At 64.1% G+C, this 14,262-nt stretch carries 12 protein-coding genes and 1 pseudogene; 4 read left to right on the top strand and 9 right to left on the bottom strand.

Features of this window, described 5'->3' with window-relative positions; all coding sequences use genetic code 11:
• Positions 1–13: 13 nt before the first annotated feature.
• From S58_RS10590 to S58_RS10600, 3 genes are all read right to left on the bottom strand, one after another.
• Positions 14–973, bottom strand: coding sequence for a diiron oxygenase (locus S58_RS10590; RefSeq protein WP_015665291.1), 960 nt, complete (start codon positions 971–973; stop codon positions 14–16).
• Positions 974–1,421: 448 nt separating this feature from the next.
• Positions 1,422–3,380 carry an asparagine synthase (glutamine-hydrolyzing) gene (gene asnB, locus S58_RS10595; RefSeq protein ID WP_015665292.1) on the bottom strand — a complete coding sequence of 653 codons (1,959 nt, stop codon included), beginning with the start codon at positions 3,378–3,380 and terminating at the stop codon, positions 1,422–1,424.
• Between the two features lie 6 nt (positions 3,381–3,386).
• Positions 3,387–3,569, bottom strand: coding sequence for a hypothetical protein (locus S58_RS10600; RefSeq protein ID WP_042339193.1), 183 nt, complete (start codon positions 3,567–3,569; stop codon positions 3,387–3,389).
• Positions 3,570–3,956: 387 nt separating this feature from the next.
• Between S58_RS10600 and S58_RS10605 the strand changes: the two genes are divergently transcribed.
• The 4 genes and pseudogenes from S58_RS10605 to S58_RS38780 all read left to right on the top strand — a co-directional run.
• Positions 3,957–5,273 carry a KamA family radical SAM protein gene (locus S58_RS10605; protein ID WP_015665293.1) on the top strand — a complete coding sequence of 439 codons (1,317 nt, stop codon included), beginning with the start codon at positions 3,957–3,959 and terminating at the stop codon, positions 5,271–5,273.
• A 32-nt stretch (positions 5,274–5,305) separates the two neighbouring features.
• On the top strand, positions 5,306–6,946 hold the full coding sequence (locus tag S58_RS10610) for a cyclic peptide export ABC transporter (protein ID WP_015665294.1): 1,641 nt from the start codon (positions 5,306–5,308) through the stop codon (positions 6,944–6,946).
• Positions 6,943–8,244: a prohibitin family protein gene (locus tag S58_RS10615; protein ID WP_015665295.1), complete on the top strand. Its 1,302-nt coding sequence runs from the start codon at positions 6,943–6,945 to the stop codon at positions 8,242–8,244. The genes S58_RS10610 and S58_RS10615 overlap by 4 nt, the downstream gene beginning before the upstream one ends.
• 96 nt (positions 8,245–8,340) lie before the next feature.
• A pseudogene (locus S58_RS38780) lies at positions 8,341–8,750 on the top strand (YeeE/YedE thiosulfate transporter family protein); the annotation flags it as partial.
• 142 nt (positions 8,751–8,892) lie between these two features.
• On the opposite strand, the gene S58_RS10625 reads toward S58_RS38780, so the two are convergent.
• From S58_RS10625 to S58_RS10650, 6 genes are all read right to left on the bottom strand, one after another.
• Positions 8,893–9,528, bottom strand: coding sequence for a DsbA family protein (locus tag S58_RS10625; protein WP_015665298.1), 636 nt, complete (start codon positions 9,526–9,528; stop codon positions 8,893–8,895).
• Positions 9,525–11,633 carry a protein-disulfide reductase DsbD family protein gene (locus S58_RS10630; RefSeq protein ID WP_015665299.1) on the bottom strand — a complete coding sequence of 703 codons (2,109 nt, stop codon included), beginning with the start codon at positions 11,631–11,633 and terminating at the stop codon, positions 9,525–9,527. Before S58_RS10630 ends, S58_RS10625 begins: the two co-directional genes overlap by 4 nt.
• A gap of 169 nt (positions 11,634–11,802) precedes the next feature.
• On the bottom strand, positions 11,803–12,183 hold the full coding sequence (locus S58_RS10635) for a hypothetical protein (RefSeq protein ID WP_015665300.1): 381 nt from the start codon (positions 12,181–12,183) through the stop codon (positions 11,803–11,805).
• 112 nt (positions 12,184–12,295) lie between these two features.
• Positions 12,296–13,183, bottom strand: coding sequence for an MBL fold metallo-hydrolase (locus S58_RS10640; protein WP_015665301.1), 888 nt, complete (start codon positions 13,181–13,183; stop codon positions 12,296–12,298).
• A gap of 69 nt (positions 13,184–13,252) precedes the next feature.
• Positions 13,253–13,456, bottom strand: a complete 204-nt coding sequence (locus tag S58_RS10645) for a YgaP family membrane protein (RefSeq protein ID WP_015665302.1) — start codon at positions 13,454–13,456, stop codon at positions 13,253–13,255.
• Positions 13,457–13,543: 87 nt separating this feature from the next.
• The gene (locus S58_RS10650) at positions 13,544–14,212 is read right to left on the bottom strand and encodes a Crp/Fnr family transcriptional regulator (protein WP_015665303.1); all 669 of its coding nucleotides are present in this window, start codon (positions 14,210–14,212) and stop codon (positions 13,544–13,546) included.
• Positions 14,213–14,262: the final 50 nt, after the last annotated feature.

Raw genomic sequence — 14,262 nt, forward strand, 5'->3', positions numbered from 1 at the left:
TGGTCGTGCCGCGTCAAATCAACTGCTTTTCCGCGAACGTCGCGCGGATCACCTGATCGTCGAGCACACCGCAGTTGCGCAAGAACGTCACGACCTTGTCGACGATCGGATTGACGTTGCGATAGGTCGCGAGATCCTGTTCGAGATGGGTGGCGGCAATGACGGTCTCGATCTCGGCCGCGCTGAGCCCGATGGTTGCGAGGATCTTCATGTCGAACTGCTTCTGCAGCGACAAATTCAGATAGTCGCCAAGGAAGTCCGGCAGGATGACGCCAATGGCACGGCGCTGATCGGTGGTCAGGACGCTCCACAGATGTCTGAGCACGTCGGCAAAGATCAGGCAGTGACGGACCTCGTCGACCATGTGGTCGCTGTTGACGGCGTGAAAGGTCTCGTTGAGCCCTTCCTCACGGTGCACGTCGATCAGCTCCTTGGTGACGGAGTTCTCGGCGATGCAGACGGCGATCGTCCTGAGCGCGGGATGCAGCTCAGCCGGCAGCTTCACGAGGGCATTGGCGATCGCCTGCTCGATCGCGAGCGTCGGCGGCAGAGTCAGCGGATCGACCCCCGTCAGTCGTCGAACCTGCTCCATGAAGTCGATCGCAACGTAGGCGTGATAGCCCTCATCGATGAGCACGGTAAGCACGTCGGCGCGCAGATCGGCCGGGAATGGCCATGGCAGCCGATCGTTCGCGATTGCAAGCGCGACCTCGTTGACCACCCTGGTCTCCACGAAGGCGATGTCGTTGAGAAACTTGTAGAGGGACTGCAGCAGCACGCGCTGGCGCGCGTCGTGACCCTTGGCGGTGACCAGGGCATGCAGCGCAATCGGTTGGCGTGCAATTGGATAGAAATGCTCATCCGGGCTCCAGCCGCGCAACACGCGCCGGGGCCGTGACCTGATCGACGACGATTTTTCCCAATGAGCCTGGCGCCTCGACGAGGCGGGCGGCGTGTCGACGTTGATGCCCATCCGCAGTCCTCTTTGTCCTCGAACCGTTGTCGTCGAACCGCTTCGGTGATTGGCTTGGCGTGGTCTGTGGCGAGAGCGATGCGAATTTATATCCAGGACGTCAAAGCCGCTGTGACGTCAGCGATCCGAAACGGCCGCTCAACTCTCCGTCCAATAGGATGACGCCTCGACAATTCCCAATTCAACAAAGACGACAATCAGCAAGAACGAACGACACGCTAACGAGTGATACACTGACGATGCGTCGTCGATCGAAAATCGATTCACGAGACAGATCGACGAAAATTGTTATCGAGCACCAAGTCATTCTGGCACTGCGCTACCCCGGGATTGGATGACCTGGCGCTACGCAACTTGACGCGACACCGCGAGATGATTGAACGACATTCTCGCGTAGAGGGCATAATGATAGCAACTCAAGAATCAATATATGCGGCCCTGATTGACGTCAACCGAAAGCTATCAACCCACGGTCGTCCATCGCGTACAATTCACCTGAACTCTTCAAACTTGAACTGTTGGACGAACTCATTCTGAAAAGATCGTGGATAACGCACAGGCTCGCGATTTCCATGAGCAACGGCTCGTGACGCAGCCGCTCGTCATCACGCATCGATGCCAGTCGATCGGTCAGGCGGATCACCTTGGCCGGATCGAAGAACGGCATCGACGCCAGGGCCGAGCCATGCAGGACGTCGCGGATCATGGCGCCGAACGGATGCTTGGGATCGGTGGCGCTCGGCGGTGCGACGAATGGATGCTTCTGGCGTTCCACGACGTCGTCCGGCAACAGCGGACGCATCGCCTCGCGCAGGGCATATTTTTCAAGGCCGTCGCGAATCTTCATGTGGCCCGGCATCCGCCACGCGGTTTCGACCACCTTGTGGTCGAGGAAGGGCAGCCGCGCTTCGACGGAATGCGCCATCTCCATGCGATCGCCAAGCGTGACCAGCACATAGTTCGGCAAGGTGGTCTTGAGCATCAGCGCGAGCCCGAGATCGACGGTGCCCAGTGCAGGAAAGTTCAGCGGCTCCATATAGTTCAGCATGGCCCGGAGCGGTCGCTCGGCAGACCACGAGGCGCGCAGGTCGTCGCGGAACAGTTCGGAGATGCCGAGAAGGTGAGCCATCTGATGGCGCAGCCATGTCGGGACCGTCCCGAACGCCTGCGCGACCAGCGGCAGGTCCTCCGCGGTGGCGTGCTTCGGTGTCACCGCATAGGTCGCGCTGTCGCGGCTCGCGACCAGCGCTTGCATCGCAGCGCCTCCGCCGAGCGCATCCACACGCGAGGGTGCATAGCCGGCGAAGATCTCGTCGGCGCCTTCGCCGGTCAGTACGACCTTGTAGCCGGCCTCGCGCACGGCCTTGCTGAGAATGAATTTTGCAGTGCCGTGCGGATTGAAGCAGGCGACCTCGCTGTGCCAGAGCGAGGCGGCGAAGTTGTCGGCCAGCGCGGCGCCGCTCACCGGCACCTGGTGGAAGCAGGCGCCAAGCCGGTCAGCGAATGCTTGCGCGCGCGAACTCTCATCATAGGCGGCATCGTCGTAGGCGATCGTGAACGCATCGGGCGCCCGGTTCGCAGCACCGGCCGCGAGCGCCAGGACCGACATCGAATCGATCCCGCCACTGAGATAAGAGGCGACGGGAACGTCGGCGCGTAGCCGCCACCGCGTCGCCCGTGACATTTGATCTCGTACCTCGTCGAGCGTGGTACGCTCGTCGGTCATCGGTGATGCGGCCGATGCGAACGGGTCGTGCCAGTAGCGCCGGACGCTGACACCGTGCCGGGTGGCTGAGAGGTAGCAGCCCGGAGGGACCTGCCGAATTCCGGCAAACAGGGTCCCGTCCTGCAGGGCATGGGCCGCGTCGAGATAGCCATCGACATTCCACTGCGGCCGAAGCCCGAGCGCCAGCAGGGCCTTTATCTCTGAAGCGAGCAGGAGGCGGCCGGAATCGACCGCATAGAACAGGGGCTTGATGCCGAAACGGTCGCGCGCCGCAAGCAGGCGGCCGGCATTGGCATCCCACAGGATGAAGGCGAACTCGCCATTGAGGTCGTCGAAGCAGCGCTCGCCGGCTTCGGCATAGAGCCACAATGCGATCTCGCTGTCGGAGCGCGACCTGAACCGGGCGCCGCGGCTCGTGAGCTCGTTGCGGATGCGCTCATAGTCGTAGAACTCGCCATTGACGACGAGATGGAGCCGATCGTTTGGATGATGCAGTGGCTGCTCGCCGGTGGCGAGATCGATGATGCTCAGCCGCGTGTGGCCGAGCGCGACGCGCGAATCATCAGATATCCACAGACCCGTTCCGTCTGGTCCCCGATGATGCAGCGTACCGATCGCCCGATTGATGGCCGAGCGATCGATTGGCGTATCCCAGCACCAGAGCCCGACCAGTCCGCACATTGTGAGTCAACTTGTCTTCTGCGGCGGGCGGTTGGGTTCGCTGAACACGACGAGCAGGAGAAGAACGACGAAGGGTGTGAGAACGAGTGACAAGACGAACATGACCCATGGCCCGGGGCGGGTGTGACGGGCGAGAAATCCGACAAACAAACACAGAAGAATATAAAACGCGATGAAGATCACCGGCATGTTCTGCTCTCGCGTGAAGTCATCATGTCAGAAAATCATTACGTCAGAAGGTCATCACGTCAGAAGGTCATCATGCCAGAAGGTCGTCATGCTCGTGTGAACTGAGCCGATCGGCAAGTTGACGCATCATGTGTAGCATGAGGTCCGATTGATTGACAATAATTCGACGGCTACCTACAGTCGAGTTCAGGCAGAGTCCATGCCGAACAGAATGAAGGCTCGATCGGCCGCAAGTTCGTATTCCGGCGCTTCCGTTTGTCATTACCCCGCGTGTTTCGACGGTCGTCGCCATGGCGGCCGTCGGTTATCGTCTTGGCTGTCAGTCCCGCGCATGCGCATCGTCATCCGTGCGCCGGAAGGCAACAGATATTTGGTGCGAGGCTGGGCGTGGCGAGAAAGACCCTCAAGCTGTACGGGCTGCAGCACCTCGACATCTTGCGTCACTACCGGGATATCTCGGACCGAGCCCTGCATGAATTCTCGGTGGTCGGAAAGGTGCTGCCGTTCCGGGTCAACAATTACGTTCTCGATGAGCTGATCGACTGGAGCCGGCCGGATGAGGATCCGTTCTACCGGCTGACGATGCTGGACCGGCGAATGCTCGCGACGTCCGATTTCGACGCCGTCGAGCGTGCGATGCGTAACGGCGCCGGCGCCACGCTGGCTGACGTCGCGGCCGCGATCCGTCGGCGTCTCAATCCGCATCCCGCCAATCAGATGACGACCAACGTTCCGCTGTTGAACGGTAGCGGGGTGTCGGGCCTGCAGCACAAATACGCCGAGACCTGCCTCGTGTTCCCGTCGAGCGGTCAGACCTGCGCGGCCTATTGCTCATTCTGTTTCCGCTGGCCGCAATTCGTCGGCGATCGCAGCCTGCGGATGGCGACCGATGAGAGCCAGCGATTCGTCTCCTACCTCCGGGAGCACAAGGACGTCACCGATGTGCTGCTGACCGGCGGCGATCCGTTGATCATGCGCGCCTCGGTGCTGCGACGCTATGTCGAGCCGCTGCTCGGGCCCGAGACCGCCCATGTCACGACGATTCGCATCGGCACCAAGATGCTGGGCTTCTGGCCGTACCGGTTCACGACCGACGACGATGCCGATGATCTGATTCGTTTGCTCGAGGAGGTCGTCCAGTCGGGCCGGCATCTGGCGATCATGATGCATATCAGCCACCCCCGCGAGCTGGAAACACCGGCGGCCCGCGACGCCATCCGACGGCTGCTGGCGATCGGGGCCGTGCTGCGCAGCCAGTCACCGGTGGTTCGCGGGGTCAACGACGACACCCAAACATGGCGCGAGCTGTGGACCAGCGAGGTTCGGCAGGGAATCTTTCCGTACTACATGTTCGTCCTGCGCGACACCGGACCGCGGGCCTTCTTCGAAGTGCCATTGTCGCGCGCACTCGACATCTATCGCGGCGCCGTCAGTCAGGTGTCGGGGCTGGCGCGGTCGGCGCGCGGTCCGATCATGTCGACCGACATGGGCAAGATCTCCGTCGACGGCGTGGCCGATTTCGGAGGTACGCGGACATTCGTTCTCAGCTACGTCCAGGCGCGGGATGCCGAGTGGGTCAAGCGTCCCTTCTTCGCCCGCTACGACGATACTGCGACCTGGGTCGACGGCCTGCAGCCGCTGACGGCCTCCGATCGCATGTTTCTGTCGCGTCCTGAGCCGCGGCTGGCAAGGGCTCACCATTGACCTCGTGATGCGTGCACAGGAGTTGCTCCCGTATGGGGCCGATACCGAGCTACACCGCACTGATCCGTGAGAAGTCCGATGCTCGGCGCGAGGCGGTCAGTCTCATCGGCATGACGGCGCTGTCCGGCGTCGCGATGGGCGCCTCGATGGCGGTGGTCAATGCGGTGGTCGGCCAGGGCGAGGGGGGCGCGACGTTCCCCAACCTTCTTCTGTTCGCCTTGCTCGCGACGATCTTCCTCTGGTCACGGAACTACGCGCTGTCGCGCACGGCAATCATCGTCCAGGCGATGCTGACCCGGATCCGCGAGAGCATCGTGCGGAAGCTGCGCGACGTCGACCTGCAGGCGATCGAGGCGATCGACCGGGAGCGGCTGATCAAGACGTTGTCGCATGATTGCTTCGTGATCTCCGAGGCCAGCGAGTCGATCGTCATCGGCGCGTCCTCGGCGGTCATGCTGCTGTTCTCGGCCTTCTATGTCGCGACGCTGTCGCTGTTCGCGTTCATCCTGCTGTGCGGGCTGGTCTGTGCGGCCATCTTCCATTACCGGCGCAGTCAGCGGTCGAGCCGGGCGATCCTCGACGCCGCGAGCGAAAGCGAGAACCGGCTGTTCGAAAGCATCCGCCATCTGGTGTATGGATTTCGTGAGGTCAAGATTGCGCCGGAGAAGGGCAATGACCTGCTCGACAACTACATTCTGGACTATGGAACGCAAGCGGAGGCGCTGCGCATCCAGTCGCAGCGCCAGTTTCTGAAGGGGCTGGCATCGAGCCAGACCTTCTTTTATGTGCTGCTGGCGTCCATCATCTTCATCCTCCCGCAATATCAGGTCGACCGGCTGATCATCCAGAAGATCACCTACATCATCCTGTTCATCGCGGGGCCGATGGAGGTGTTCGTGCGGGCGCTGCCTGCCGCGATCAAGGCCAACGCAGCCGCCGAGCATATCTGGTCGGTCGAGGCGTGGCTCGAAGGGGCGGACCGGGATGCCCCGGCGGCGGCGCTCGCGCACGATCTACAGTTCCAATCGATCGGCTTGCGCGAGCTGACGTTCCAGCATGGCGAGGCCGAGGCGGGGCAGGGCTTCCGGGTCGGTCCGATCGAGCTGTCGCTGCGGCCCGGTGAGATCGTCTTCATTGCCGGCGGCAACGGCAGCGGAAAATCCACGCTGCTGTTGCTGCTGCTGGGGCTCTATCGCCCGCTCGGCGGCCAGTTGCTGTGGAACGGCGCGGCGGTGCGGCCGCACAACGCCGCGCGGTATCGACAGCTGTTCTCGGTCGTGTTCGCCGATTTTCACCTGTTCGACCGGCTGTACGGCCTGCGCGCCACCGATCCCGGACGGGTCAACGAACTGCTGCACCGGTTCGGACTGGATCGGAAGGTCAAGTTCGTCGATGGTGCGTTCTCGACGCTCGACCTCTCGACCGGGCAGCGCAAGCGGCTCGCCATGATCGGCGCCCTGCTCGAGGAAAAGCCGATCATGGTGTTCGACGAGTGGGCTGCCGACCAGGATGTGACGTCCCGGGAATATTACTACACGAAGCTGCTGCCGGAGCTGAAGGCGCAGGGCAAGACGATCGTGGCGGTGACGCATGACGACCGCTATTATGGCGTCGCGGATCGGGTGATCTACATGGAGCAGGGCAGCATCCGCTCGCAGGAGGCGCGGGTATGAAACACGTCTCGATGCCGGATCTGCACATGGGCGGTGGTAAGCAGCTGCGCTCCAGGATCAGGACGGTCCTGCTGGTGATGCTCGCCATCCTGAGCTTTCTGGTTCTTTATTCCTGGTGGCACATCTTCATCGTCATTCCGCCCGGCTACGCCGGCGTCAGATATTCGCTGTTTTTCGGGGGGACCAGCGACAACGTCGTCTATGGCGAGGGCCTGCATCTGCAATGGCCGTGGAATTCGGTCCGCATCTACGACGTCAGGCTGCTTTCGCGCAGCTACAAGGTCGAGGCGCTCAGCCAGGGCGGATTGACGATCTCGGTCGATGTGACCGTGTTCGCCAGGCCGATGCCGGGCATGCTCACGGAGCTCAATCGCCAGCTTGGTCCCGATTATCTGGAGAAAATCATCGAACCGGCGATCAGTGGCGGCGTGCGCGACGTCGTCGGCAAGATCACCGGCGATCAGCTGTACCTGCTCTCCAACCAGGAGCTGGAAAGTCGGGTTCTGAAAGAGGCCGTCAGCGAGTTTCCCATCGATCTCGTGCATCTCGCCAAGGTGATCATTCGGCGTGTCGAGTTGCCGCAGCAGATCAACGAGGCGATCGACCACAAGCTCGCGGAGGAGCAACGCGCTCAGGCCTATACATATATCCTGCAATCCGTAGAGGGTGAGGCTGCGCGCAGGCGCATCGAAGCAGCAGGCATTCGCGACTTCCAGACGATCGTCGGCTCTAGCCTGACGCCGGCTCTGCTGACGTGGCACGGTATCGAGGCGACGCTGCAACTCGCCAAATCGAGCAACGCAAAGGTCGTCATCGTCGGTAACTCATCGAAGGATCTGCCGCTCATTCTCGGCAGCGATCTGTTCAAGACCAGCGAGGCGCTGTCCGGCGAGAAGTCGGAGGCGACGAGCGCGGCCGCGCAAGCGAAGCCGGTCGAGCCAGCGCAGGCAGCCGCGCCATCGCAGCCTGCTGCACCTGTGCGGCCCGCGGCGTCGCCGCCGCCCTCGCCGCCGCAGCCGCCTCCGCCGCCGGCGCCTCCGCAGCCGGTCTCGCCGTTGCAACCGGCATCGCCAGCACAGCCCGCGGCGCCTCCGCCGCCGACGTCGCAGACGCTGCTGTTTCCGCTGACACAGCCGCCAGCCGCTCCTGGGCGTCAGCCGGGCGGCGCGCGAACGCAGGCCGGCCGTGGGCAACCGCCGTCGCCCTGGAACGCGCCGCCGCGTCCGACGGTGCTGCCACCGGTCCCGTTTGGACTGCCCATTCTCCGAGACCCGCTAGGGGCTGATCAGGGTCGATAGAGCCGCACGACGTCGCGGGTTATCCCCTCCCTTGCGGTTCGCGCGGAGTTCGAACGCGATCTGGCAAAGACGGGCAGTCGTGCAGAGCTGTGATGTCAGGCGCTGGTGGCGATGCGCCTGCTCGACGTTTCCGAAGCGCGCCAGCTTGCGCAGCAGGGGAGCATTTCCGGCGCGATGATCGGCGGCACCCTGTTCGGCTGCGGCATGATCCTGGCGCGCGGCTGCGCCAGCCGCCTGCTGGTGCTCTCGGCCAACGGCAATCTGCGGGCGCTGCTGTCGGCCTGATCTTCGCAGTGACGGCGCAGTCCACCTATCACGGGCTGCTCTCACCGCTGCGTGAGTGGCTCACCAATCTCTGGCTCGTTGATGGCGGCCCGTTGCGCGACATCATGAGCTTGTTCGGCGGCGGCACGCCCGAGAAGCTCGGCTTTGGCATGCTGTGGTTCCTGGCCGTGCTCGCCGCGGTGTCGAAGTTTCAGGTCGGACCGAAGGTCCTGCGCTCGGCGGCAGGACGGCAGGACATCCGCCACTATGCTGGCGGCATGAACGGCTGGCAGACGCGCGGCGGTTCGGTCGCGTAGGCGGCCGGTCAGACCCGGTCAAAACTGACCTGGCCTGACGGACCACATTGGTGTCTGACTGCGGTCGTCACTTGCTTGCCGCTTTCCGTGCATCGGCGATCGCCTGCTTGAAGGCCTGGGCGTTGGGGGCGCCGGGCACGCGGAAATGGCCGATGATGAACGCCGGCGTGCCTTGGAAGCCAAGGCCCGTCGCCTGCTCATGGTTGCGTGCGAGGATGGCGTCGATCTCGGCGCGCTTGGCCTCAAGGTCGGCCTTGGCGCGGGCAAGATCGATTCCCGCGCCGGAGAGCGCAGCATCGACCTTGGCCTCCGACAGCTTCTCATTCAGCGAGATCAGCACCTCATGGGCCTCGGCGAACTTGTCCTGATATTTCGCCGCCAGCGTGAGGCGCGCGGCGTAGATCGAGGTGCCGCCGAAGATCGGCCAGTCCTTGAAAACGAGCCGGACGTGACCGTCGTCGCGAACGACCTTGGCGAGCTCCGGGCTGATCTTGCGGCAATACGGACATTGATAGTCGAAATATTCAACGATCGTGATGTCGCCATCGGCGTTGCCGACGGCGGGGATGGCCGGATCGTGCAGGATGCGCGCTTCGCTCAGAATGTCGCCGTCATCGTCTTCGGCGCGGGCCTGGATCGGCAGGATGGCCGCTGTCAGCAGCAGCAGCGTCGCGATCGATGCGACTAAAGTCTTCATGGTCATGTCTTGTCCTTCGCTTGCGGGATGGTGGATGCGGTATCGATGGCGTCGATCACGGTCTGCGAGGTCAGCAGTTCGGGAAGCACGATGCCGGCCGGAGCTCCCGGGCCGAACACGGCGTTGAACGGCAGGCCGTAGCGGCCAAAGGACCGGAGATAGCTCGCGATCGCGTCGCTGGGGGAGGTCCAGTCCGCCTTGACGGCAACGACCCCCGACGTGAGACGACTACGCACGGCGGTGCTGTCGAGCACGAGCTTCTCGTTGACCTTGCAGGTGACACACCAACTGGCGCCGATGTCGACGAACACGGTGTGGCCGGCGCGCACCCGCGCCGCGATGTCGGCGGGCACCAGCGGCTGCCAGGCGATCGGGGCCGGTCGGCCTACGCTTTCCGGTTGCACGAGATAAGTCGCGGCCATCGGCGCCAATCCGATCGTGACGGCGACGCCAGCTCCGGCGATCGTTCGCCGCAACGGGAAGCGAAACGCCGCCATGATCAGCGCGGGCGCGAGCAGCGCGGCGGCGAGGCTGGTCGCGATCGCTGGCCCACTGATGTCCGCGAGCACGATCAGCAGCCACAGCGCCGTTGCAGCCATCGCGATCGCTGCAACGGCTCGCAGCTTCAGCATCCAGCGGCCGGGCCGCGGGAACAGCGCGGCAAGGCGTGGCGCGGCTGCCAGACAAAGATATGGCGCAGCCATTCCGAGCCCGAGCGCGGTGAACACCAGCAGGATCTGCGGCGCAGCCTGCGACAGCGCGAAAGCGACGGCGGTGCCGACGAACGGCGCCGAGCATGGCGTCGCCAGCAGCGTCATGACGAAGCCGTTGACGGCATGACCCGCCGTCGTCCTGTGGCTCGCGGCGTTGCCGAGACGGCCGGCGATCCACCACGGCAGATTGATTTCGAACAGACCGAGCAGGTTTGCGCCGAACGCAGCGAGCACGATGATCATCGCGATGAGGAAAGCGGGCTGCTGAAACTGCAGGCCCCAGCCGACTTCGGCGCCCGTTGCCTTGAGCGCCGAGAGAATGACAGCGAGGGTCAGGAAAGAGGCGACGATGCCGGCGGCCGTCGCCAAAAATGCCCGGCGTGGCGAGCTCAAGTGCCCTGAACCGTGATCGACCAGCGAAACGAGCTTCAGCGACAGCACCGGAAATACGCACGGCATGAAGTTGAGGATGAAGCCGCCGAGCAGCGCCACGCCCAGGATGGCCCAGATCGATGCCGCCGCGGGACGCGGCGTTGCGTCGCCTCGTTCGGCCGAGGCAGCGGGAGCGGTTTCACCTGCATCCACCGGAAGCGAGGCTTCGATCGATCGGTCGCCATCGACCAGCGTGACCCGCAGCCGTGGTTTCGGACCGGTCTTGTCGAGGCCTTGTACCGGCACGATGATCCGTACGTTGTCATCCGATATCGTGCTCACCTGCGCACGGCCGCCGGTTACGGCGTCGTTGCCGTCGAGGAAGACGTCCGGCGCGCGCAGCGGTGGCGTGGCCTGCACCTCGAGCCGCAGCTGCGGCTTGGGTTGGCGATCGATGCGCAGTCCGGTGATGGAAAGACCGGGCGAGGTCTCGCGCGGGACGCTCTGTCGCCATTCGTCGATCAGCGCCTGATCATTCGGCAGGCGTGTGGTCGCCGGAATGTCGGCCTCGAGATGAGCCTCCTGCTGCGTGCAGATGACCGAGCACACGAACAGGACGGCCTTCAGCGTGAGATGCGCGGGCGCCGTTCCGTCCTGGAGCCGCACCCGCAACGGAAACAGCACGTGTTCGTCATAGCCGAACGTATCGATGTCCTGCTCGCTGAAGCGGCGCGGCGCCGGCCATTCGACGGTGACGTCGGCGACATTGCGCGAGCCGGTCCAGTCGAATTCGGGCGGTGCGCCGGCGTCGCCGGCCGAGCGCCAATAAGTATGCCAGCCTGCGCCAAGCCTGACGTCCAGCCCGGCCCATGCCGTGGCCGTGCCGCCGTCTGCGCGCGTGACGTCGCCGACGAGCAGGCGCGTGTCGGCGTTCGGCTCGGGCCGCAGATTGCCGGCCAGGGCGGCGGTCGTTGCAAGATGGAGCGCGCCCAGCAGGCCGAGCAAGCCAAGATGACGGATGGACATGATGATCTCCCCACGCGCTGTCGCGCATGTTCTCGGCAGTCGTGCGGCGCGGTGCGGCGCAAGGCGAGCCCGGTGACAGGCAGCCTGAGCCGTTCGCTCGACGCGCGATCGATGATGGATATTCGTTCGCTCGCGCCGCGGCGTTACGCTGCGTACGCGGTCGCGATGGTCACGTGTAGCGACAGGGCGGCCGGTAGGGCGAGGAGGCGTTGCATTGCGCCGCCAGCGCATCATCATAAGGGCGCCACGACAGCGTCCGAGTGGCGGCAACCGGCTGTGCCGTTGCACCGTCGTCCGCGGGGAAGGCGGTGAAGCTCGCCCCGGCAAATGGACAGGTGTTGACGGTCCCCGGGAGAACGGCTTTCTTGCAGGGTTTCGGCACGCTCGTGGTCGTACGTGACCAGTGCTGCGCGGTGATACCATTGCCGCTCGATGTGGCTGCGGCGGCGTCGAACGTTCCGAGCATAGGAGCCAGGCTCATGACCAGCACGATCAGCGCTGCTACGAGGCGGCGCATCATCACCGGCATCTTGAGACCACGGCGCCTCATCTTGGATCACCTTCTCCGGCCCCACTGGTTGCGCGGACCGCCCGGTCTTGGCAACTGACATCTTCGTGACGCCGTACCGTGCAGCGCGGGCTGGCGTCGAACGTGAACGTCCTCAGAGCACGTTGATCGGCACCTTCAGGAAGGTCTTGCCGGTCGCGTCCGCAGGAGGAAGATGGCCGGCGCGGATATTGACCTGCAGCGAGGGAATGATCAGGCGCGGCATCCCGAGCGTCCTGTCGCGGGTCTCGCGGAGCGCGACGAACTCATCCTCGGTCATGCCGTCTCGGACATGAATGTTGTGCAGCCGTTCCTCGCCGACGGTCGTTTCCCAGCGCACGGCGCGGCCGTCCGGGCCGTAGTCGTGGCACATGAACAGGCGGGTCTCGCGCGGCAGCGTTTCGAGGATCTTGCGGATCGATTGGTAGAGCGTGCGGGCATCGCCGCCGGGAAAGTCGGCCCGTGCCGTGCCGCCATCGGGCATGAACAAGGTGTCGCCGACGAAAGCCGCATCGCCCATGACATGTGTCGCGCAGGCCGGCGTGTGACCGGGCGTGTGCATCACGACGGCGGTCATCTGCCCCACATTGTAGGTATCGCCGTCCTTGAACAGCCGGTCGAACTGGCTGCCGTCGCGGCGAAACTCCGTGCCCTCGTTGAACACCTTGCCGAACGTCTCCTGCACGATGAGGATATGTTCGCCGATGCCGATCTTGCCCCCGAGCTTGTCCTGGATATAGGGCGCGGCCGAGAGATGATCGGCATGCGCATGCGTCTCGATCAGCCATTCCGGCTGCAGGCCGTTCATCCTCACATAGTCGATCAGCACGTCGGCGGAACGGGTGCCGATGCGGCCGGCTGCGTAGTCGATGTCGAGAACGGGGTCGACGATGGCGCAGGACGGCGATGACGGGTCCTTCACCACGTAGCTGATCGTGCTGGTGTCCGGATCGAAGAAGCCTGCGACCTTCGGCTGCACGCGGAGGTCGATCGGATAGGACATGGCTGCTGCTCCGCGTTGAGGCTCCTGGGCGGCGCCGCCGCCCAGGCGTCGTTGATCGTCGTTCACGATCTAAGATGTCGGATTGGACTTCGTTCCGCAGGTGTTGATGCCGAGCATCGCGTAGGGCGGGCACCAGCCGACCAGCGCGGTGCCGAGCGGGATCAGGCCAAGAAGGCCCCACATCGTCTGCGGTCCGATGACGGTGAGGCTGAGGACTGCCAGTCCGACGACGATCCTGAGCAGCCGGTCGATCCTGCCAATATTCTGTGTCATGTCTTGCTCCCCTTTTGACTTACCATGATGAACCGTAGAGCGCGGTGCGGCGGTGGTATGTAACTAAGTCACCAAGCCGGTCGGCGCTTAGCCATGATGCGCAAGCCGCGAAAGCGCCGGGCCATCGGTGATCTCGACCGTGCCGCGAGCTATTCGCAGCCAGCCGCGCCTGGCGAATTCATTGAGCTGCCGGCTGATGACCTCACGTGCGCTACCGAGCTCGTTGGCAAGATCCTGGTGCGTTGCGACCACCTGTAGCTTCGTTCCGGCGAGCGCGAGCAGCTTCTGCGCCAGCCGCACATCGATCCGCTCGAACGCGACCTCCTCGATGACGCGAAACAGATTTGTGACCCGGCGGCTGAACGCGGTGAAGACGAACTGGCGGAATTCGCGCGAGCTTGCGATCAGCCGGTCGAACAGCGCGCGCGGAATCGCCACGGCGCGGATCCGCGTCTCTGCGACGCCCTCGGCCTGGTATTCCTCGTACCCCATCAGGCACGCGGTGGTCAGCGCGCAGCTCTCGCCCGCCTGGACGCGGTAGAGCACGATCTCGCGGCCGGACTCGGACGTCTGCTGCACGCGAATGGTCCCCTCCAGCAGCAGCAGGAAGGACTCCGGCGCCTGGCCGGGGCCGAAGATGCGGCTGCCTTCGGGGAGTTCGACAATGAGGCTGGCGTCACGCAGCTGCGCGAAGACCTCGTCCGGCAATTGCCGCAAGGGCGGGAACGCGTGCGTCCAGTCTTGCTTCGGCGACATCACGGAATCCGGCTGTGGCAGGCCTCGGCATTCCTGCCGCGGACACCGGT

Origin of the sequence: Bradyrhizobium oligotrophicum S58, from assembly GCF_000344805.1 — a bacterium.
In the GTDB taxonomy this organism is placed as follows: Bacteria; Pseudomonadota; Alphaproteobacteria; order Rhizobiales; family Xanthobacteraceae; genus Bradyrhizobium; species Bradyrhizobium oligotrophicum.

Coding starts and splice junctions, on each gene's coding strand:
- S58_RS10615 (WP_015665295.1), top strand. CDS start 6,943: ATGAAACACGTCTCGATGCCGGATCTGCACATGGGCGGTGGTAAGCAG.
- S58_RS10640 (WP_015665301.1), bottom strand. CDS start 13,183: ATGTCCTATCCGATCGACCTCCGCGTGCAGCCGAAGGTCGCAGGCTTC.
- S58_RS10625 (WP_015665298.1), bottom strand. CDS start 9,528: ATGACCATGAAGACTTTAGTCGCATCGATCGCGACGCTGCTGCTGCTG.
- S58_RS10610 (WP_015665294.1), top strand. CDS start 5,306: ATGGGGCCGATACCGAGCTACACCGCACTGATCCGTGAGAAGTCCGAT.
- S58_RS10590 (WP_015665291.1), bottom strand. CDS start 973: ATGGGCATCAACGTCGACACGCCGCCCGCCTCGTCGAGGCGCCAGGCT.
- asnB (WP_015665292.1), bottom strand. CDS start 3,380: ATGTGCGGACTGGTCGGGCTCTGGTGCTGGGATACGCCAATCGATCGC.
- S58_RS10650 (WP_015665303.1), bottom strand. CDS start 14,212: ATGTCGCCGAAGCAAGACTGGACGCACGCGTTCCCGCCCTTGCGGCAA.
- S58_RS10630 (WP_015665299.1), bottom strand. CDS start 11,633: ATGTCCATCCGTCATCTTGGCTTGCTCGGCCTGCTGGGCGCGCTCCAT.
- S58_RS10600 (WP_042339193.1), bottom strand. CDS start 3,569: ATGCCGGTGATCTTCATCGCGTTTTATATTCTTCTGTGTTTGTTTGTC.
- S58_RS10635 (WP_015665300.1), bottom strand. CDS start 12,183: ATGAGGCGCCGTGGTCTCAAGATGCCGGTGATGATGCGCCGCCTCGTA.
- S58_RS10645 (WP_015665302.1), bottom strand. CDS start 13,456: ATGACACAGAATATTGGCAGGATCGACCGGCTGCTCAGGATCGTCGTC.